We start from the raw sequence: 19,959 nt of genomic DNA, 5'->3' as shown, positions 1-19,959 counted from the left end.
CTCCAGAGTCTCAGCGATCGGACACAACCACAGTAATGTGGCTGGTGCGCTTCAGGATGCGATCTGCACGACCTTTTGCACGCGGCATAATGCGCTTCATGCTTGGGCCTTCGTCTACGAAGATTTTCGTAACTTTCAGATCATCGATGTCAGCGCCATCGTTGTGTTCTGCGTTAGCAATGGCAGACTCCAGCACTTTCTTAACCAGACCAGCAGCTTTCTTGTTGGTGTAGGTCAGAGTTTCCAGAGCTTGCGACACTTTCTTACCGCGAATCAGGTCAGCAACAAGGCGAACCTTCTGAGCAGAAGAACGAGCGTGGCGATGTTTAGCGATAGTTTCCATCTCTTCCTCCTACCTTAGCGCTTTTTAGCTTTTTTATCAGCCGCATGGCCGCGATAAGTACGAGTCGGCGCGAATTCACCCAGTTTGTGACCGACCATTTCATCGGAAACGAACACTGGTACGTGCTGACGACCATTATGGACAGCGATGGTCAAACCGATCATGTTAGGAAAGATCGTTGAACGACGGGACCAAGTGCGCAAAGGCTTCTTGTCACCGCTTTCCACCGCTTTCTCTACCTTCTTCAGCAAGTGCAGGTCAATAAAAGGACCTTTCTTGAGAGAACGTGGCATGGCTTATCCTCTAATTATTTTTTGCTACGGCGACGTACGATGAACTTATCAGTACGCTTGTTGCTACGGGTCTTCTTACCTTTGGTCTGAACGCCCCACGGAGTTACCGGGTGCTTACCAAAGTTACGACCTTCACCACCACCGTGCGGGTGATCTACCGGGTTCATCGCCGTACCGCGAACGGTAGGACGAACACCACGCCAACGTGCAGCACCTGCTTTACCCAGAACGCGAAGCATGTGTTCAGCGTTACCGACTTCACCCAGGGTGGCGCGGCAATCAGCTGGAACTTTACGCATTTCGCCGGAGCGCAGACGCAGAGTTACGTAGGAACCATCACGAGCAACGATCTGAACGTAGGCGCCAGCGGAGCGAGCCATCTGGCCGCCTTTACCTGGTTTCATTTCTACGTTGTGAACCGTTGAACCAACTGGAATGTTGCGCATCGGCAGGGTGTTACCCGCTTTGATTGCAGCATCAACGCCAGATTGAATCTGGTCACCAGCTTTCAGGCCTTTCGGCGCCAGGATGTAACGGCGTTCGCCGTCTTTGTACAGAACCAGCGCGATGTTCGCGGAACGGTTCGGATCGTACTCCAGACGCTCAACCACAGCAGGGATACCGTCTTTGTTGCGCTTGAAGTCAACCAGACGATAATGTTGCTTGTGGCCACCACCGATATGACGGGTGGTGATACGGCCATTGTTGTTACGACCACCGCTTTTGCTCAGTTTTTCCAGCAGCGGGGCATAAGGTTTACCCTTGTGCAGCTCAGGGTTAACCACTTTAACAACGTGGCGACGACCCGGAGATGTAGGTTTACATTTAACAATTGCCATTGTTCTTACTCCTCCGACTTACTCTGCGCCGCCGATGAAGTCCAGATTCTGGCCTTCTTTCAGGGTGACGTAAGCTTTTTTCCAGTCGCTACGACGACCAACACGCTGACCGTGACGCTTCACTTTCCCTTTAACTACCAGGGTGTTCACGTCTTTGACTTCGACTTCAAACAGTTTCTGCACTGCAGCTTTGATTTCTGCTTTGGTCGCGTCTTTGGCAACTTTGAGAACGATGGTGTTGCTTTTTTCCATCGCAGCGGATGCTTTTTCAGATACGTGCGGTGCACGCAGCACTTTCAGCAAACGTTCTTCACGGATCATGCCAGCATCTCCTCAACTTGCTTCACAGCATCAGCAGTCATAACCACTTTGTCGAAGGCGATCAGGCTAACCGGATCGATACCTGCTACATCGCGCACGTCAACCTTGTACAGGTTGCGAGCTGCCAGGAACAGATTCTCATCCAGTTCACCGGTCACGATCAGCACGTCTTCCAGAGCCATATCTTTCAGTTTCTGTGCCAGCAGCTTAGTTTTAGGCGCTTCTACAGAGAACTTCTCGACAACGATCAGACGATCTTGACGTACCAGTTCGGACAGGATGCTTTTCAGCGCGCCGCGGTACATCTTTTTGTTTACTTTCTGACTGTGGTCCTGTGGCTTAGCAGCAAAGGTCACGCCGCCTGAACGCCAGATCGGGCTCTTTACAGAACCTGAACGCGCACGGCCGGTGCCTTTCTGACGCCATGGCTTTTTGCCGGAACCAGTTACTTCAGCACGGGTCTTCTGAGCACGAGTACCTTGACGGGCACCTGCTGCATAAGCAACAACAACCTGGTGTACCAGCGCTTCGTTGAAATCACGACCGAAGGTAGTTTCGGAAACAGTCAGCGCGCTTTGCGCGTCTTTCAATACTAATTCCATTGCTATCCCCTTACGCCTTCACAGCTGGTTTAACGATCAGGTTGCCACCGGTTGCGCCCGGTACAGCACCCTTAACCAGCAGCAGGTTGCGCTCAGCGTCAACACGTACTACGTCCAGGCTTTGAACGGTTACGCGCTCATCACCCAGGTGGCCAGCCATTTTCTTGCCTTTGAACACTTTGCCCGGAGTCTGGTTCTGACCGATAGAACCCGGAACGCGGTGAGACAAGGAGTTACCGTGGGTAGCGTCTTGGGTACGGAAGTTCCAGCGCTTAACAGTGCCAGCAAAACCTTTACCTTTAGAAGTACCGGTAACATCGACTTTTTTAACGTCAGCGAAGATTTCTACGCTAATTTCCTGACCTGCAGCGAATTCTTGACCTTCTTCCAGGCGGAATTCCCACAGACCACGGCCAGCTTCAACGCCAGCTTTAGCGAAATGGCCCGCTTCCGGCTTGGTTACACGGTTAGCTTTTTTGCTACCAGTGGTAACCTGAACGGCACGGTAACCGTCGGTGTCCAGGCTTTTAACCTGAGTCACGCGGTTCGCTTCAATTTCAATTACGGTTACTGGGATAGAAACGCCATCTTCAGTGAAGATACGGGTCATACCCACTTTTTTACCGACTAAACCAATCATTGTTTCAACCTCTCAATCGCTCAATGACCTGATTAACCCAGGCTGATCTGCACGTCTACACCGGCAGCCAGATCCAGACGCATCAGAGCATCAACGGTTTTCTCGGTTGGCTCAACGATGTCAACCAGACGCTTGTGAGTGCGAATCTCGTACTGATCGCGCGCGTCTTTGTTGACGTGCGGAGAGATCAGAACGGTAAAGCGCTCTTTGCGAGTTGGCAGCGGGATCGGACCACGGACTTGCGCACCAGTGCGCTTTGCAGTCTCGACGATTTCCGCGGTTGATTGATCGATCAGACGATGATCAAACGCTTTCAGGCGGATACGGATTCTTTGGTTCTGCATGAGACCAGAGCTCCAATTATTTATAAACGTAAATAATTACTCCTCACACCCATTTCGATTGATGGGGGAGTGTAATCGTCAACATATAACCCCCATATCGGGAGTATTGTTCGAAAGGCAAAAAAGACCTGCCAATCGACTGATTCGCTAAAATCAGGCTTACCAAGATTAGGTAAGCCCGCGCATTATACGCAAAATGGCCCAGGAAGCAAGCCGCAGTTGGAAATATGCTCAGGAAATCGTCATTTTTGCGTCTTCAGCGACGATCACGGGATGAAGGTGGCGATCAAGGTATGAATTATGCTTGGCGGGCAGCTCCCCTGCCCCGCCGTAAAAACGGTCGCCGGCAGGAGAGGCGATGACGAACGGAAGGCAGGCTTACTCTTTGCGCTCTAAAATCTGGGCCTGGGCATAGTTTTGAATGCCGAGGCGAGCGATCAGATCCAGCTCGGTTTCCAGCCAGTCGATATGCTCTTCTTCATCGGCCAGAATGTCGATCATCAAATCACGGCTGACATAATCGTGAATCGAGTCGGCGTAGGCGATACCTTCGCGCAGGTTCTTGGCGCCCGCCAATTCCAGCGCCAGATCGGAACGCAGCATCTCTTCAATGTCTTCGCCGATGTTCAGCTTGCCGAGGTCTTGCAGATTAGGTATTCCTTCCAGGAACAGGATGCGCTCGATGTAGCGATCGGCATGTTTCATTTCGTCGATCGACTCATGGTATTCCTTATCGTTGAGGCGCATTAAACCCCAATTCTTGAACATGCGGGCGTGCAGGAAATATTGATTGATGGCAACCAGCTCGTTGCCGAGCAGCTTGTTGAGGTGAGCAATGATCTTTTTATCGCCTTTCATAGGTAACTCCTCCTGGCCAGTTCTAAAAGTGTAGAACCTGTAAGCCAAGAGTCAAAAATAACCTTACCCTTTGTTAGGCAACTTCATGCATTGGGATGATAGTTCCGCGTTCCTCCACCATAATCTGTCTTGCCTGACGAATGCACTTTCCACAATCGGTACCAATCGGCACAAGTTCACGCAGCTGCTTCATGGTATGGGGGTTGTGCTGACGCACCGCATTACGGATCGCTTTGTCAGTCACCGCATTACACAGACATACATACATAGAGAGACTCACTTCTTAACCAATGCATTGAGTCTAAATAGGAATGGTTTTTATTTCAATTAAGACTTATACGAATTGCATAAAAAAAGGGCACCGAAGTGCCCTTTTTTGTGTCGAAAAATTATTCGCGATTAAGCGATAACTTTAGCAACAACACCAGCGCCTACAGTACGGCCGCCTTCACGGATTGCGAAACGCAGACCGTCGTCCATCGCGATTGGGTGAATCAGGGTTACAACCATGTTCACGTTGTCGCCTGGCATTACCATCTCTACGCCTTCTGGCAGTTCGATGGTACCGGTCACGTCAGTAGTACGGAAGTAGAACTGTGGACGGTAGCCTTTGAAGAATGGCGTGTGACGACCACCTTCATCTTTGCTCAGGATGTACACTTCAGATTCGAACTGGGTGTGCGGCTTGATGGAGCCTGGCTTAGCCAGTACCTGACCACGTTCGATTTCTTCACGTTTGATACCACGCAGCAGAACACCTACGTTCTCACCAGCACGGCCTTCGTCCAGCAGTTTGCGGAACATTTCAACGCCAGTACAGGTAGACTTAACGGTGTCTTTGATACCAACGATTTCAACTTCTTCGCCAACTTTGATGATACCGCGCTCAACACGACCGGTAACAACGGTACCACGACCGGAGATGGAGAATACGTCTTCGATTGGCAGCAGGAACGGCTTGTCGATAGCACGCTCTGGCTCTGGGATGTAGCTGTCCAGGGCTTCGGCCAGTTCGATGATTTTCGCTTCCCACTCAGCTTCGCCTTCCAGCGCTTTCAGCGCGGAACCGCGGATTACTGGCAGGTCGTCGCCTGGGAAGTCGTAAGCGGACAGCAGTTCGCGAACTTCCATTTCTACCAGTTCCAGCAGCTCTTCATCATCAACCATGTCGCATTTGTTCATGAATACGATGATGAAAGGAACGCCAACCTGACGACCCAGCAGGATGTGCTCACGAGTCTGAGGCATTGGGCCGTCAGTCGCAGCTACTACCAGGATCGCGCCGTCCATCTGAGCAGCACCGGTGATCATGTTTTTCACGTAGTCGGCGTGCCCTGGGCAGTCAACGTGCGCGTAGTGACGAGTCGGGGTGTCATACTCAACGTGGGAGGTGTTGATGGTGATACCACGAGCTTTTTCTTCTGGCGCGTTATCGATCTGGTCGAAAGCACGTGCAGAACCGCCGTAGGTTTTAGCCAGAACGGTGGTGATCGCTGCAGTCAGGGTAGTTTTACCGTGGTCAACGTGGCCGATAGTACCAACGTTAACGTGCGGTTTTGTACGTTCAAATTTTTCTTTAGACACGGCTATATTCCTTACTATAGCGCTCTCCCCTTCTGGAGAGAGCACGGGACTTTGGTTTTAACCCTGCGGCTTATTTGCCACGGGCTTCGATTACGGCCTGAGCGACGTTGTTCGGTGCATCATCATACTTCAGGAATTCCATGGTGTATGATGCGCGACCTTTAGTCAGAGAACGCAGCTGAGTTGCGTAGCCGAACATTTCGGACAACGGTACTTCAGCGTGGATCTTAACGCCAGTCACTTCAGATTCCTGACCGCGCAGCATGCCGCGACGACGGCTCAAGTCACCGATAACGTCACCGGTGTTCTCTTCTGGAGTCTCAACTTCAACCTTCATGATAGGCTCAAGCAGAACTGGTTTCGCTTTCTTAAAGCCTTCTTTAAAGGCGATAGACGCGGCCAGTTTAAACGCCAGTTCAGAGGAGTCAACGTCGTGGTAAGAACCGAAGTGCAGACGAATACCCATGTCTACTACCGGGTAACCAGCCAACGGACCAGACTTCAGCTGCTCCTGGATGCCTTTATCAACGGCAGGGATGTATTCGCCAGGAATTACACCACCTTTGATGTCGTTGATGAACTCGTAACCTTTCGGGTTAGAGCCCGGCTCCAGTGGGTACATGTCGATCACAACGTGACCGTACTGACCGCGACCACCAGACTGCTTGGCGTGCTTACCTTCAACATCGGTAATCTTCGCGCGAATCGCTTCGCGGTAAGCTACCTGAGGTTTGCCCACGTTAGCTTCAACGTTGAATTCACGCTTCATGCGGTCAACGATGATGTCGAGGTGCAGTTCACCCATACCGGCGATGATGGTCTGGTTAGACTCTTCGTCAGTCCATACGCGGAATGACGGGTCTTCTTTAGCCAGACGGCCCAGAGCCAGACCCATTTTTTCTTGGTCAGCTTTGGTTTTTGGTTCAACGGCGATAGAGATTACCGGCTCAGGGAATTCCATACGCTCCAGGATGATTGGAGAGTCTGGATCACACAGGGTGTCCCCGGTGGTCACGTCTTTCAGACCGATCGCAGCGGCGATGTCGCCTGCGCGAACTTCTTTGATCTCTTCACGCTTGTTGGCGTGCATCTGAACGATACGGCCGAAACGCTCGCGCGCAGCCTTAACGGAGTTCAGCACGGTGTCGCCGGAGTTAACAACGCCGGAGTACACGCGGAAGAAGGTCAGGTTACCCACGAACGGGTCGGTAGCGATTTTGAACGCCAGCGCAGAGAACGGCTCGTCATCACTTGCGTGACGCTCAGCCGGAGTGTCTTTGCCATCGTCCAGGATACCGTTGATCGCAGGAACGTCAGTTGGTGCCGGCAGGTATTCGATTACCGCATCCAGCATCGCCTGTACGCCTTTGTTCTTGAACGCAGAACCACAGGTAACCAGGATGATTTCGTTGTTCAGCACGCGCTGACGCAGAGCGGATTTGATTTCTTCCTCGGTCAGCTCTTCGCCGCCCAGGTATTTTTCCATCAGCTCTTCGGAAGCTTCCGCAGCGGACTCGATCAGGTTCTGGCGCCATTCTTCAGCCAGATCCATCATGTCAGCCGGCACGTCTTCGTATTCGAAGGTTACGCCTGCGTCTTCTTCGTTCCAGTTGATCGCCTTCATCTTCACCAGGTCGATAACGCCGGTGAATTTGTCTTCTGCGCCGATAGCCAGCTGCAGAGGAACAGGGTTGGCGCCCAGACGAGTTTTGATCTGGCCTACAACTTTCAGGAAGTTAGCGCCCATACGGTCCATTTTGTTAACGAACGCGATACGTGGCACTTTGTATTTGTTAGCCTGACGCCATACGGTTTCAGACTGTGGCTGAACACCACCAACAGCACAGTAAACCATTACCGCGCCATCCAGCACACGCATGGAACGTTCTACTTCGATGGTGAAGTCAACGTGCCCTGGGGTGTCGATGATGTTTACGCGATGCGGTTCGAACTGCTTGGCCATACCAGACCAGAAGGCAGTAGTCGCTGCAGAAGTGATGGTAATACCACGCTCCTGCTCCTGTTCCATCCAGTCCATGGTGGCAGCGCCGTCATGAACTTCACCGATTTTGTGGTTTACACCGGTGTAGAACAGAATACGTTCGGTAGTGGTGGTTTTACCGGCGTCGATGTGAGCACTGATACCGATGTTACGGTAGCGTGCAATGGGTGTTGTACGAGCCATTTGATTCCTCTATTCCTAGGGCGTTCAAGTTCAGTTAACCCAAGCGGGCCGATTTGACGCGCCCGCTTGGTTAGCATGACTACAGCCGGATGATTACCAGCGGTAGTGGGCGAACGCCTTGTTGGCTTCGGCCATACGGTGAACGTCTTCACGCTTCTTAACAGCAGAACCTTTGTTCTCTGCTGCGTCAGACAGCTCGTTCGCCAGGCGCAGAGCCATGGATTTATCACCGCGTTTACGTGCAGCATCAACGATCCAACGCATTGCCAGAGCATTACGACGAACCGGGCGGACTTCAACTGGTACCTGATAAGTAGAACCGCCAACGCGACGCGACTTAACTTCTACAGTCGGGCGAACGTTGTCGAGAGCGACTTCGAAAGCTTCCAGGTGATCTTTACCAGAACGCTGAGCCAGGGTCTCCAGCGCGGTATAGACGATTGCTTCTGCAGTAGATTTTTTACCGTCTACCATCAGGATATTTACAAATTTGGCCAGCAGCTCAGATCCGAACTTAGGATCTGGCAAGATTTTACGTTGGCCGATTACGCGACGACGTGGCATGGAAATACTCCGTTGTTAATTCAGGATTGTCCAAAACTCTACGAGTTTATTTTGACATTAAAGTTAAAACGTTTGGCCTTACTTAACGGAGAACCATTAAGCCTTTGGCTTCTTCACGCCGTACTTGGAACGAGCTTGCTTACGGTCTTTAACACCGGAGCAGTCAAGTGCACCACGGACGGTGTGGTAACGCACGCCTGGCAAGTCTTTTACACGACCGCCACGGATCAGGATTACGGAGTGTTCCTGCAGGTTGTGGCCTTCGCCACCGATGTAGGAAGTCACTTCGAAACCGTTGGTCAAACGCACACGGCAAACTTTACGCAGTGCGGAGTTTGGTTTTTTCGGGGTAGTGGTATATACGCGGGTGCATACGCCACGTTTCTGCGGGCAGGCTTCCAGCGCTGGAACGTTGCTTTTAGCAGCCTTCACAGAGCGTGGTTTGCGAACCAGCTGGTTAATTGTTGCCATTAAAAAAGCTCCTGGTTTTTGCTTCGTACTAGCTTCGTAAACATGTGATAAATCCCCTCGTATGCACTACTGGCAAAGTACGAGGACGCAGAATTTTAGGGCTGACCAGTATGGGTGTCAAGAAATATACAACATCACTCTTATCACCAGGCCATTTGGCTGCGGTGTTGTTCGGTTAATTCAACGAAGTGATTATAGCCGACGACAGTGATTTTGTGCGAAAAATGACCAACCAATCCCCGGGCTTCCAGGTCGTCCTGCAGCGCATAAAGGGATATGGGGGCGGCGAGCAGCAATTCAAGATGAGCGCTGCCGGCAAGGCCTGCCAGCACGCCGTCCTGCAGCAGCAACAGCGCGTCGCCCTGCGCCGTCAGGCGCAGCAGCGCAGGCAGGTCACATTGGTTTGGCGAATGGCTCAGGGTATACAGCATCAGAGGATCCTAAAACGTCATCACGGCGTCGTAGCCGTCCAGTTCGCGGCGCAGCTCGTCCGGCGCCAGCACCTCGGCGTCCAGCACCCAATCGGTCACCTGGCTCAGTCCGCGTTCCTGCAGTGAAGCCTGGCACAGATAGCACCGCTCCACGTCATACAGCGGCAGCACGCCAAAGGTGGCAATGTAATTGCGCGCCAAAATCTTTTCCGGCTGTTGGCCCGGCAACAGCTGCAATACGCCATCGCCGACAAAAAACACCCCCACATCTTCACTGAGCGCCGACGTGGCGAGCAGCGCATCCAGCCCTTCCCTGCCGCTGGCGCCGCCGTGCGGCCCATGGGTGAAAACAAAAGCGACTCGTTTCATCCTATCCTCAGAACTGCACCAGACGGTCGCAACTTAGCGACGCTTCGGCCAGGGAACCCAACCCGCTCAGGGTAAAACCGGGCTGCAGGTTGGCGCTTGCCAGCCCCTGCTGCGCCGCCTCCCGCTCATCGGTGACGCCGCGGCGCAACGCGGCGGCCACGCAGACGTTGAGCGCCACGCCGTGTTGCTGAGCCAGCTGCGCCCAACCGCGCACCAGGTCGAACTCATCGCTGGCGGGCGCGGTCAGCTGGTTGGCGTTCAATACCCCTTCACGGTAGAAAAAGACGCTGGAAAGCCGGTGTCCTTTCGCCAGCAGGGCCTGAGCGAACTGATAGGCGCTGCTGGCCTGCTGCGTGCCGTAAGCCGGACCGGTGACCAACAGACAATAATCGAGCATCAACGGTCGCTTCCCAACAGATCGCCGCTCTTGAACTGGCGGATGTACAAATACACGGTGTGTTTGGAGATATTCAGGCGATCCGCCACCTGATTGATCGCATCCTTGATGTCGAAGATGCCTTTCTCATAGAGGTTTAGCACTACCTGGCGGTTCTTGGCGTTATTGGATACCGAGCGATCGGCATTCACCTCTTCGATGGTGAACTCCAGCGTCTGCGCCACCAGATCGTCGACGGAAGAGGCGAAATTCACCGACGACGGCACGTCCTGCGTGGCCGGCGGCATAAAGGTCTGCATGATCTGCGAGAACGGCACATCGAGGTTCATGTTGATGCACAGCAGGCCGATTACCCGCTGTTCGCGATTGCGAATGGCGATGGTCACCGACTTCATCAGCACGCCGCTCTTGGCGCGGGTGAAGTAGGCTTTCGACACGCTGCTGTCGTCGCCGGCCATGTCGTGCAGCATGCGCAGCGCCAGGTCAGTGATCGGCGAACCGATTTTACGCCCGGTATGTTCCCCGTTGGCGATGCGCACCGCCGAACTGTTCAGGTCTTCCAGCGCGTGCAATACGATCTCGCAGTGGCCGCCGATCAACATCGCCAGCCCATCGACCACCGCTTCATAGGATTTCAGGATTTCATGATCCGTTTGAGTAAACGGACGTTCATTCAGCAAATCAAGTTCGCTGGCTTCGCTGGATAAAAGCGAATTCGACATCGAAGATACCACCCTCATAGATCGCCTGTGCCAGGGGGCGCAGCTAAAACCGCTCGGACCGGATCGCTGCCGTCGTCGGCACGCCGCAGCGCGGCTGGCTGAGAGCAGCATAAACGGCACGATGACATCCGCGGGCGAGGCGGCCGGGAACAATTTTAGGTACACGCCCTAAGGGGCAGACGCATGACTGATAAGTCAGAATTATTAGTCTAGCAAAGCGACCGGAGCAAAGTCCTTGCGTTTGCGCGTGGTATTGACGTTAAGCCCGATGCCCGGCAGGCGTCAAGCGTTCAATGGAGAGAGAAGCGGCGGCGGTCGAAATGAAAACCGCCGCGGAGGGCATCCGCGGCGGTGGCAAACAGAGCGACGAGATTATTTCGCTTTAGCGTCTGCTTTCGCGTCAGCCGATTTTTCGGCTTTAGCGTCGGCTTTCGGCGCCGCTTTCACGTCCAGCAGCTCAACGTCGAACACCAGCGTGGAGTTAGCCGGGATGCCCGGAACGCCGGTTTTGCCGTAGGCCAATGCCGGCGGGATCACCAGCTTGATTTTGCCGCCTTTCTTGATGTGCTTCAGGCCTTCGGTCCAGCCCGGGATCACGCCATCCAAACGGAACGACAGCGGCTCGCCGCGGGTGTAGGAGTTATCGAACTCAGTACCGTCGGTCAGGGTGCCTTTGTAGTTTACTACCACGGTGTCGCTGTCTTTCGGCGCTTCACCCGCGCCCGGTTTCTCTACCTGGTACAGCAGGCCGGATTCGGTTTTCTTCACGCCTTTTTCTTTCGCGAAGCTGTCGCGGTACTTGGCGCCTTTGGTTTCGTTGTCCTTGGCGTCCTGTTCCATCTTCGCCTGAGCGGAAGCCTTCACGCGCGCTTCGAAGCCCTGAAGGGTCTTCTCGATGTCGGCGTCGTTCAGCTTGCTCTTGTTGGCGAACGCGTCCTGAACGCCGGCGATCAGCTGATCTTTGTCCAGTTTGATGCCCAGCTTCTCTTGCTCTTTCAGAGAGTTGTCCATGTAACGGCCGAGAGAGGCGCCCAGTGCGTAAGCGGCTTGCTCGTCGTCGTTTTTGAACTTGCCGGTGCTCGGAGCTGCCGCCGCGTCCGCTGGTTTAGCGGCTTCTGCCGGTTTGGCGGCATCGGCTGCCATGACCTGGGTCGCATTCAGAGCAAAAGCCATGGTGGTTGCCAGAAGCGTGACTTTAAACAAAGATTTCATCCATTTCTCCAGTGTCTGAAGCAATGCCCCAAACAATCATTAGGTAAGATAACCGGGCTACTATAGCTGCCTGAAACAAAACAAAACAGTCGCACAGGTAACCAATCGAGTCAAAGTGTGACTCCCGCTTTGCCAAGAAGTTTCCCCCTGTGTGCTACTCGCATGATAAATCAGATTTTTCTTGCAGAATATTCGGCGAGGTTAGCAAAAAACGGCGTATCGGGCGTGCAACTTTTCAGCACTTTACACTGCCGATCGCAACGTTGCGCGCCGCCTGGAGAAATAGCGCGAGCAAACCCGGCGTCAGCTGTTACCATAGCGCCGAATCAGGATTTTATCGCGTCAGAGGTAGCCTCATGCACAACGCCGACATTCAACGCCTGCTACAGCGGCTTGAAGAACTGGAGAGCCGCCAGGCCTTCCAAGAGCTCACCATCGAAGAGCTCAACCAGACCGTCATCCAGCATCAAATGGAAATGCTGAAGATGCGCGAACACCTGCGCATGTTGACCGACAAGCTGCGCTCGACCCAAACCTCAATGATCGCCTCGCAATCGGAAGAAACCCCTCCGCCGCACTATTGAGGGCCCGCTGCGCGGTTATTTCAGGCGTGCCAGCCCGTCGACGGCACGCTCGAGATAGCGGCGCGGGCACCCCAGGTTGATGCGGATAAAACCGCTCCCCTTCGGGCCGAAACCGCTGCCCATCGACGGCGCCAGCTTCGCCACCGCCACCAGCGCCTGCTGTAAGTCAGCATCGTTCAAACCCAGTGCACGGCAATCCAGCCAGGCGAGATAAGTCCCTTCAGCCTGGGTCATCGTGCACCAGGGCGCGGCGGCCGCCAGCGCCTGCTCAAACCAGCGCCGATTCTCCGCCAGGTAGTCGAGCAGCTCATCAAGCCAGGCAGCGCCCCGTTGATAGGCCGCGGTCGCCGCCGTCATCGACAGCGCGTTGAATACATCCAGCCCGTGGGCGTTCAGCCGATCGACAAACGCCTGCCGCAGCCGGGCATTGGGGATCAGAAAATTCGAAATGCGCAGCGAAGAGAGTCCGAAGGTTTTGCTGGCGGACGTCGCCGCAATCACCCGCTCGCGATATTCCTCGTCCAGATGCAACACCGATGTAAACGTCTCGCCGGGCAGCAGCAGATCGGCCCAAATTTCATCGGAGATCACCGTGACATCGTGGGCGTGGCAGAGCGCCATGAGCCGCTCCAGTTCCTCGCGGCGCCAGCAACGGCCGGTCGGATTGTGCGGATTGCACAGCAACAACAGCGGCGGTTTGCGCTGCGCCAGGCAGGCGGCCAGCTGGTCGAAATCGATCCGGCATCCCTGCGGGGTTTCCAGCAGCGGATTTTCAATCACCTCTCTGCCGTTCATGGTGACTATCTTGGCGAACGAGCCATAGTACGGCCCCTGCACCACCACGCCGTCCCCCGGCTTGCTGAGCAGTTGGATCAGCATCGCCAACCCCGGCACCACCCCTTCAATCGACGTGAACCACTCGCGCCGCAGCGGCAAGTCGTGCCGCTTGGCAAACCAGTCGATCGCCGCCTGGTAGTAGGCGTCGTCGCGTTCGCTGTAGCCAAAGACGCCGTGGTCCACCCGCTGATGCAGCGCCTGTTGCACCTCCGGCGGGCATGGAAAGTCGAAATCGGACACCCACATCGGCAACAATTCGCTGCCGTCCAGTTGCAGATAGCGGTCGATGAAGTCCCACTTCACGGAGCCGGTATTGTGGCGATCGATGATGGCGTTGAAATGACTCGTCATGTCAGGCTTCCTTACGCTGCAAGTCGTTCTGAGGTTGGAGTTTGGCGATACCGAAGCCGGTGAAGCCATAAATCAGGGCGAACACCACTGCGACATAACATTGGATCGCCCACGGCAGCAGATCGAGCGTGCTCACTCCCAGCGTGGTCGCCATGTAAATACCGGCGGCCGTCCACGGGATCAGCGGCTCGATGACGGTGCCCGCATCTTCGACGGTGCGCGACAGGTTTTTGTTGTCCAGCCCCATGCGTCGATAGGCCCCTTTGAACAGCTCCGCCGGGATCAGCAGCGCCAGCTTGCCGTCGCTGGTCGCGCCGGTCACCAGGATGGTGGTGGCAACGGTAGCGGCGATCAGTTGACCGGTGGTGTGCACCACTTTCAGCAGCCGGCTGATGATCACCGTCAACGCGCCGGTCAGCGTCAAGGCGCCGGCGAAGGAAAAGGCGCAGAACACCAGCAGGATCGTACTCATCATCGAGAACATGCCGCCACGGTTCAGCAGGCGCGGCACATCGGCGACGATCCCTTCAACGTTATGGCCCTGGCTGGCGAACATCGACAGATGGAAACCGTCCATCAACGCATTCAGCCCCTGTTGCAGGCTAAAACCCTGCAGCGCGACGCCGATGGCGATCGCCAGCGCGCAGGCGGCCAGCATGACGGGGATCACCGGCCGTTTGGTCACCGCGCCCCACAGCACCAGCACCGGCGGCAGGATCAACAGCAGATTGAAATGGTACAACCCCTCAAGCGCGCTGACGATTTCGGTCACTTTTTCCGGCGTTGCCACGCTGCCCACCGCGCCGGTGTGGCCGGCGATCAGGTACACCACGGCGGCCAGGATGAAGCTCGGCAGCGTCGTGTACATCAGATGCTGGATATGGCTGTAGAGATCGGTATCCGCGACGATAGCCGCGAAGTTCGTCGAATCGGACAACGGGGAAATTTTGTCGCCGAAGTAGGCGCCGGACACCACCGCCCCGGCCGCGGCGGCCAGCGGCACGTCCAGACCGGCGGCCACGCCCATCAGCGCCACGCCCACGGTGCCGGCCGCCCCCCACGAGGTACCGGTGCACACCGAGATCACGCTGGTGATGAAGAACGCGGCGATCAGAATGTATTGCGGGCTAATCAGCTTCAGCCCCCAATACACCATGTAAGGGATTGTGCCGCTGATCATCCAGGTGCCGATCAGCCCGCCCACGCAGATCAGGATCATGATCACCGGCATCGCCTTAGCCAGCTTGGCCACGATGGCCCCGATGATGTCATCCCAGCGGTAGCCTTGCCACCAGGCCAACGCGGCGGCGATGGCGGCGGACACCAGCAGCAGCGGTTCAATGCGCAGGCCAAACTGGCCATAGCCGATGATGAGCAGCAACAGCATGGCCACAATCGGCAGCGTCGCCAGCCCAAGGTTGAGCGTTTTCTTATTATCCATATACGGCTCCTGTTGAAGAGGGGGTACTGCAACAGCGTAATGGCTTCGGTAATCGGAGGATGTGAGCGCAGGCCACTGGCCATGTAATCGGTTTCATGAGATGGCGTTATGTGAGCCGCCTCTCATTCGCCGCGCTTGCTTTGCTCAGTCCTCTCACCATCGGCGACGGAGTCTCGCAGGATAAGTTCGGCCGAAAAGCGGTTGTTCTGCGGCGCGACGTCGCTGCCGCTGTGGATTTGTAGCGCCAGACGCGCGGCGCGGCGGGCCATTTTTTCGATGGGGTAATGCACGGTGGTCAACGCGGGGTGGAGATATTTCGCCAGGGCAATGTCGTCAAAACCGACGATTGACAGCGCTTCAGGCAACTGAACTTGCCGTTGGTGGCAGGTGCGCATCATGCCGGCGGCCATCACGTCGTTGAACGTCACTGCGGCGGTGAAGCGTTGGTCGCTGGCCAGAACGCGCTCGGCCGCCAGTTCGCCCCCTCTTTCATTGAAGGGCACGCTGATGATCCAGCTGCCGGGCACCTCAATGCCGCCGGCGGCCATGGCCTGGCGGTAACCCGCTAACCGCTGCGCGCGGTCGTCGATCGGCAGATCCGTCGTCACGCAGGCGATTCTCCGATGCCCCTGACGAATGAGCAGCTTGGTCGCCGTCTGCGCCGCATTGGCGTTGTCGAGCCAGATGCAACGGTTGGCGATGGCGGGCAGGTAACGGTTGATCAGCACCAGCGCGGGCGTGTGGGCGGCGTAGCGCAGCAGCTCCTCCTCCCCCATGCGCGTGACGTGCGCCACGATGGCTTCGCATCCCTGATTGATGAGAAAGTCGAGGCCGCTTTTTTCCAGTTCGGCCTGATGCCCGCCGCTGCACAACATCAAACGCACGCCGGCCTGTCGCGTGATGTCTTCCACGCCCCGCGCCAGGCGTGAAAAAAACGGATCGTCGAGGTTGCCGGTCAGCAACCCCAGCATATTGCCGCTTCTTTTCGCCAGCGCCAGCGCGGCGGCGTTGCGGTGGTAGTTAAACTCGCGCATCGCCTTCTCGACGCGTTCGCGGGTCACCGGCTCAACGTAGGCGGTATTATTGATCACCCGGCTGACGGTGGCCGTGGAAACGCCGGCGCGCCGCGCAACGTCTTTCATGGTGGCCATGGCATGTCCTGTTGTGCCGTTCGGCGCCCGGTGCGCCGCGCATAAAAAAGGGCAGCCGATGGCCGCCCTCTTGTCTCGTGATCGCGTTCTGCTTAGTGGCAGCCGCAACCGCCGTTACCGCAACCGCCTTTACCGTGGTCGTGACCATGGTCGTGATCGTGGCTGTGGCCGTGACCGCCGCAGCAGCCTTCACCGTGTTCGTGGTGATGGTCGTGCTCGCCGTGTACGTGACCGTGCGCCAGTTCTTCTGCGGTCGCTTCGCGGATCGCGACAACTTCCACGTTGAAGTTCAGGTTTTGGCCGGCCAGCATGTGGTTGCCGTCAACCACCACGTGGTCGCCGTCAACTTCGGTGATTTCAACCGGTACCGGGCCCTGATCGGTGTCAGCCAGGAAACGCATGCCGACCTGCAGTTCGTCAACGCCCATGAAGACATCTTTCGGTACGCGCTGCACCAGGTTTTCGTCGTAGTTGCCGTACGCGTCGTTCGCGCCGACGTGAACGTCAAAACGATCGCCAACGTCGTGGCCTTCGAGCGCTTTTTCCAGACCTGCGATCAGAGAACCATGCCCGTGCAGATAGTCCAGCGGTGCGCTCACCGGAGACTCATCAACCAAAACACCGTCTTCTGTACGTACTTGGTAAGCCAGGCTGACTACCAAGTCTTTTGCTACTTTCATGATATCTCCTACCGTTGGCTACTAGGACGCACACCGTTATCGGGATGCGCGCCTTTTCCGGACAGATTGTAACGGAAATCTGCCTCGCTGTACCCTTCGGGATAAAAAAACGCTACTTCGGCTGAAAAATGCCGATCACCTGCTCTTGCGGTCGAACGTGTTTTTCCACCTGTTGTTCGGTCTGGCGCTGGTGATGGCCGCACTTGACGCACTCCACCACTTCCACCTGATCCTCCCGCCACACCGCCAGCGTATCCATGGCGCTACAGCTTGGGCACACCGCCCCGGCGATAAATCTCTTACGTGTTGCAGACATCGTTATGCTCCCGCTTATTCGTATTCATCCCAGCCGTCAAACTGGCGACTTTCTTTTTGCATTTCGCGATGGAACAGCTCTTCCAGCTCGCGCCGCGCCTCTTTCACGCGGGAAATTTGCGCCACGTCGCCCTGATGCGGCGGCATCAGTTCACGCAGCATGCGCATATCCAGGCGGCGGAAATGCTGCTGGGCGCGGAAGGCCTGATGGGGGTGCATGCCCAACTCCATCAACGCCTTGCGCCCCAGTTCCAGCGCGCTGGAGAAGGTTTCGCGGCTGAACTGTTTTACGCCCGCCTGCAGCAACTCATGCGCCTCCACGCGGCCGCGTGCCCGCGCCAGAATACTCAGATTCGGGAAGTGCTGCTGGCACAGCCGCACGATCTCCATGGTGTCTTCCGGCTCATTGCAGGTGATCACGATCGACTTGGCCTTTTCGGCGCCCGCCGCGCGCAACAGCTCCAACTCGGTGGCGTCGCCGTAATAAACCTGATATCCGTAACGCCGCAGCACCCCGACGGCGCTGACGTCGCGTTCCAGTACGGTAATGCGCATTTTGTTGGCCATCAACAGGCGGCCGATCACCTGGCCGAAACGCCCGAAGCCAACGATGATCACCTGAGGATCGTCGTCCTCTACGTACGGCGTCTCCTCGTCTTCGCCTTTGGCGTTATAGCGGCGCGCCAAAATGCGGTCGATGGCCTGCATGAGTAACGGTGTGGTCATCATCGACAGCGTCACTACCACCAACAGCAAAGAGAGTTGATCCGGCTGCAGCACCTTTTGCGCGCCCGCCGCAGAAAACAGCACGAAGGCAAACTCACCGCCCTGGCTGAGCACGCCGGCAAACTGCAGGCGCACCGAACTACGCAGGCCGAACAGGCGCGACACGCCGTAGAGCACGCCGGATTTCACCGCCACCAGCGCCAGTACGCCGATCAACACCTCGGCCAGATGGGTGTAGAGCACGCCGATATTCAACACCATGCCCACCGAGATAAAGAACAGTCCCAGCAGCAGCCCTTTAAACGGCTCGATGGAGATCTCCAGTTCGTGGCGGTATTCGCTCTCCGCCAGCAGCACGCCGGCAATGAAGGTGCCGAGCGCCATCGACAGGCCAAGCGTCTCCATAAACAGCGCCGAGCCGAGCACCAGCAACAGCGCCGCGGCAGTGAAGATCTCGCGCACGCCGGAAGCGGCGATATAGCGGAACAGCGGCCGCAGCAGGAAGCGGCCGCCGATCAGCATGCCGCCGAACGCCGCCACCTTGAGCGCGATCTTCGCCCAGTCGTCGCTGGTGCCGCCGGCGCCGGCCAGGATGGGGATCAACGCCAGCGCCGGGATCACCGCCATATCCTGGAACAGCAGCACCGAGAAACCCAGCTGCCCGCCTTCGTTGCGATTCATGCCCTTTTCGCGCATCAGCTGCAGCGCCATGGCGGTGGAAGACATCGCCAGGCCGATACCGCCGATCACCGCCGCCTGCCAGGCGAAGTGCGTCAGGTACAGCAACGCGCCCAGCACCGCCGCGGTGATCAACACCTGGCCGGCGCCGGCGCCGAAGATCGAGCGCCGCAGCTCCCACAGCTTGCTGGGGTTCAGCTCCAGGCCGATGATGAACATCAGGAACACCACGCCCAACTCGGAGAAGTGCAGGATCTCGTCAACGTCGCGAATGAAGCCCAATCCCCACGGGCCGATGGCGATACCGGCGATCAGATAGCCCAGCACCGCGCCGATCCCCAGACGGCGGGCGATCGGCACCGTCACCACCGCGGCGAACAGGAACAGCAAAATGGCGGTCAGTAAGGTCGATCCTTCCATGATCATCGTCCTCCGTGCGGCAGCGGGTGGCTCAGCCAGTCCCCGTAGGCGTCCGCATGGCTGCGCAGCACCTCCGGCTTTTGCCGCCGCGCCCAATACACCACGAACGGCGTCAACCAATGCATATGGCACATCCCGGCGGTCAGCTCGAACGGCCGCAGGATATCTTCCATCGGATAGTGGTTATAACCGCCGGTACGGTAGGCGCCTTCCGGCTCGCCGGTGGTGATCACCGAGCGCCAGTACTTGCCCGCCAGCGCATTGCCGCCCACGCCGCTGGCGAAGCCGCGCGCCAGCACGCGATCCAGCCACTCCTTCAGCAGCGCCGGGCAGCTGTAGGTATAAAGAGGATGCTGAAACACGATGACCTGGTGCTCACGCAGCAGCTGTTGTTCGTGATGGATATCGATAAAAAAATCAGGATAGTGCGCGTAGAGATCGTGCACGGTGACATGTTCCAACTGCTGCGCCGGTCGAAGCAAAACCCGGTTCGCCACCGAGTCATGAGATTCCGGATGGGCATACAGCAGCAAGACCTTGGGCGGCTGCGACATCATTCCCCTCCAAAGCGTCGTCAGGGTAGCGGTTTTCCGTTACCATG

26 protein-coding genes are annotated in these 19,959 nt (G+C 56.5%); 1 reads left to right on the top strand and 25 read right to left on the bottom strand.

The features are described 5' to 3' along the window. Positions 1 to 10: 10 nt before the first annotated feature. The 18 genes from rplV to fkpA all read right to left on the bottom strand — a co-directional run bounded on the left by rplV (position 11) and on the right by fkpA (position 12,175). Positions 11 to 343 carry a 50S ribosomal protein L22 gene (gene rplV, locus ACMGF7_RS09665; RefSeq protein WP_002223844.1) on the bottom strand — a complete coding sequence of 111 codons (333 nt, stop codon included), beginning with the start codon at positions 341 to 343 and terminating at the stop codon, positions 11 to 13. 14 nt (positions 344 to 357) lie between these two features. Next, positions 358 to 636 carry a 30S ribosomal protein S19 gene (gene rpsS, locus ACMGF7_RS09660; protein WP_004929772.1) on the bottom strand — a complete coding sequence of 93 codons (279 nt, stop codon included), beginning with the start codon at positions 634 to 636 and terminating at the stop codon, positions 358 to 360. A gap of 14 nt (positions 637 to 650) precedes the next feature. After that, a complete protein-coding gene (rplB, locus tag ACMGF7_RS09655; protein WP_004929775.1) occupies positions 651 to 1,475 on the bottom strand; it encodes a 50S ribosomal protein L2 in 825 nt (274 codons plus the stop codon). 18 nt (positions 1,476 to 1,493) lie between these two features. Then, positions 1,494 to 1,796, bottom strand: a complete 303-nt coding sequence (gene rplW, locus ACMGF7_RS09650; RefSeq protein WP_004929776.1) for a 50S ribosomal protein L23 — start codon at positions 1,794 to 1,796, stop codon at positions 1,494 to 1,496. Next, positions 1,793 to 2,398, bottom strand: coding sequence for a 50S ribosomal protein L4 (gene rplD, locus ACMGF7_RS09645; RefSeq protein ID WP_004929779.1), 606 nt, complete (start codon positions 2,396 to 2,398; stop codon positions 1,793 to 1,795). The genes rplW and rplD overlap by 4 nt, the downstream gene beginning before the upstream one ends. A gap of 10 nt (positions 2,399 to 2,408) precedes the next feature. Next, positions 2,409 to 3,038: a 50S ribosomal protein L3 gene (gene rplC, locus ACMGF7_RS09640; RefSeq protein ID WP_015379265.1), complete on the bottom strand. Its 630-nt coding sequence runs from the start codon at positions 3,036 to 3,038 to the stop codon at positions 2,409 to 2,411. Positions 3,039 to 3,070: 32 nt separating this feature from the next. Then, positions 3,071 to 3,382 carry a 30S ribosomal protein S10 gene (gene rpsJ, locus ACMGF7_RS09635; protein WP_001181005.1) on the bottom strand — a complete coding sequence of 104 codons (312 nt, stop codon included), beginning with the start codon at positions 3,380 to 3,382 and terminating at the stop codon, positions 3,071 to 3,073. 378 nt (positions 3,383 to 3,760) lie between these two features. Next, the gene (gene bfr / locus ACMGF7_RS09630; protein WP_004929784.1) at positions 3,761 to 4,240 is read right to left on the bottom strand and encodes a bacterioferritin; all 480 of its coding nucleotides are present in this window, start codon (positions 4,238 to 4,240) and stop codon (positions 3,761 to 3,763) included. Positions 4,241 to 4,313: 73 nt separating this feature from the next. Continuing rightward, positions 4,314 to 4,508, bottom strand: coding sequence for a bacterioferritin-associated ferredoxin (gene bfd / locus ACMGF7_RS09625; RefSeq protein WP_015379266.1), 195 nt, complete (start codon positions 4,506 to 4,508; stop codon positions 4,314 to 4,316). A gap of 131 nt (positions 4,509 to 4,639) precedes the next feature. Further along, on the bottom strand, positions 4,640 to 5,824 hold the full coding sequence (tuf, locus tag ACMGF7_RS09620) for an elongation factor Tu (RefSeq protein ID WP_015376315.1): 1,185 nt from the start codon (positions 5,822 to 5,824) through the stop codon (positions 4,640 to 4,642). 70 nt (positions 5,825 to 5,894) lie between these two features. Further along, positions 5,895 to 8,009: an elongation factor G gene (fusA, locus tag ACMGF7_RS09615; protein ID WP_004930429.1), complete on the bottom strand. Its 2,115-nt coding sequence runs from the start codon at positions 8,007 to 8,009 to the stop codon at positions 5,895 to 5,897. Positions 8,010 to 8,102: 93 nt separating this feature from the next. Then, positions 8,103 to 8,573: a 30S ribosomal protein S7 gene (rpsG, locus tag ACMGF7_RS09610; protein ID WP_004956203.1), complete on the bottom strand. Its 471-nt coding sequence runs from the start codon at positions 8,571 to 8,573 to the stop codon at positions 8,103 to 8,105. Positions 8,574 to 8,669: 96 nt separating this feature from the next. Next, positions 8,670 to 9,044, bottom strand: a complete 375-nt coding sequence (rpsL, locus tag ACMGF7_RS09605; RefSeq protein WP_004930426.1) for a 30S ribosomal protein S12 — start codon at positions 9,042 to 9,044, stop codon at positions 8,670 to 8,672. A 143-nt stretch (positions 9,045 to 9,187) separates the two neighbouring features. Beyond that, a complete protein-coding gene (tusB, locus tag ACMGF7_RS09600) occupies positions 9,188 to 9,475 on the bottom strand; it encodes a sulfurtransferase complex subunit TusB (RefSeq protein WP_004930424.1) in 288 nt (95 codons plus the stop codon). Positions 9,476 to 9,484: 9 nt separating this feature from the next. After that, entirely contained in the window at positions 9,485 to 9,844 is a 360-nt protein-coding gene (gene tusC, locus ACMGF7_RS09595) for a sulfurtransferase complex subunit TusC (protein ID WP_044029960.1), read from the bottom strand. 7 nt (positions 9,845 to 9,851) lie between these two features. Then, entirely contained in the window at positions 9,852 to 10,241 is a 390-nt protein-coding gene (gene tusD, locus ACMGF7_RS09590; RefSeq protein WP_049240533.1) for a sulfurtransferase complex subunit TusD, read from the bottom strand. Beyond that, on the bottom strand, positions 10,241 to 10,963 hold the full coding sequence (locus ACMGF7_RS09585) for a helix-turn-helix transcriptional regulator (RefSeq protein WP_004930418.1): 723 nt from the start codon (positions 10,961 to 10,963) through the stop codon (positions 10,241 to 10,243). Before ACMGF7_RS09585 ends, tusD begins: the two co-directional genes overlap by 1 nt. Positions 10,964 to 11,335: 372 nt before the next feature. Beyond that, positions 11,336 to 12,175 (bottom strand): FKBP-type peptidyl-prolyl cis-trans isomerase, encoded by an 840-nt coding sequence (gene fkpA, locus ACMGF7_RS09580; protein WP_015379270.1) that lies wholly within the window; start codon positions 12,173 to 12,175, stop codon positions 11,336 to 11,338. Positions 12,176 to 12,531: 356 nt separating this feature from the next. Here fkpA and ACMGF7_RS09575 point away from each other — a divergent pair, with 356 nt between their 5' ends. Then, positions 12,532 to 12,759 carry a SlyX family protein gene (locus ACMGF7_RS09575; RefSeq protein WP_004930414.1) on the top strand — a complete coding sequence of 76 codons (228 nt, stop codon included), beginning with the start codon at positions 12,532 to 12,534 and terminating at the stop codon, positions 12,757 to 12,759. Between the two features lie 15 nt (positions 12,760 to 12,774). Here ACMGF7_RS09575 and ACMGF7_RS09570 read toward each other — a convergent pair whose 3' ends face one another. The 7 genes from ACMGF7_RS09570 to kefG form a co-directional block, all read right to left on the bottom strand. Then, the gene (locus ACMGF7_RS09570) at positions 12,775 to 13,947 is read right to left on the bottom strand and encodes a MalY/PatB family protein (RefSeq protein WP_273890350.1); all 1,173 of its coding nucleotides are present in this window, start codon (positions 13,945 to 13,947) and stop codon (positions 12,775 to 12,777) included. Between the two features lies 1 nt (position 13,948). Further along, positions 13,949 to 15,388 (bottom strand): Na+/H+ antiporter NhaC, encoded by a 1,440-nt coding sequence (gene nhaC / locus ACMGF7_RS09565; protein ID WP_049240528.1) that lies wholly within the window; start codon positions 15,386 to 15,388, stop codon positions 13,949 to 13,951. Between the two features lie 122 nt (positions 15,389 to 15,510). Continuing rightward, on the bottom strand, positions 15,511 to 16,539 hold the full coding sequence (locus ACMGF7_RS09560; RefSeq protein ID WP_015379273.1) for a LacI family DNA-binding transcriptional regulator: 1,029 nt from the start codon (positions 16,537 to 16,539) through the stop codon (positions 15,511 to 15,513). Between the two features lie 92 nt (positions 16,540 to 16,631). Next, entirely contained in the window at positions 16,632 to 17,219 is a 588-nt protein-coding gene (gene slyD / locus ACMGF7_RS09555; RefSeq protein ID WP_004930407.1) for a peptidylprolyl isomerase, read from the bottom strand. Positions 17,220 to 17,331: 112 nt separating this feature from the next. Beyond that, the gene (locus ACMGF7_RS09550; protein ID WP_015379274.1) at positions 17,332 to 17,535 is read right to left on the bottom strand and encodes a YheV family putative zinc ribbon protein; all 204 of its coding nucleotides are present in this window, start codon (positions 17,533 to 17,535) and stop codon (positions 17,332 to 17,334) included. A gap of 14 nt (positions 17,536 to 17,549) precedes the next feature. Beyond that, on the bottom strand, positions 17,550 to 19,358 hold the full coding sequence (kefB, locus tag ACMGF7_RS09545) for a glutathione-regulated potassium-efflux system protein KefB (protein WP_015379275.1): 1,809 nt from the start codon (positions 19,356 to 19,358) through the stop codon (positions 17,550 to 17,552). A gap of 2 nt (positions 19,359 to 19,360) precedes the next feature. Further along, entirely contained in the window at positions 19,361 to 19,912 is a 552-nt protein-coding gene (kefG, locus tag ACMGF7_RS09540) for a glutathione-regulated potassium-efflux system ancillary protein KefG (protein ID WP_004930395.1), read from the bottom strand. Between the last annotated feature and the right edge of the window lie 47 nt (positions 19,913 to 19,959).

Source organism: Serratia sp. BNK-17, from assembly GCF_048684935.1.
Lineage (GTDB): Bacteria > Pseudomonadota > Gammaproteobacteria > Enterobacterales > Enterobacteriaceae > Serratia > Serratia nematodiphila.
Note: the sequence above shows the minus strand (reverse complement) of the source record. Positions and strands in the feature narration are given on the sequence as shown.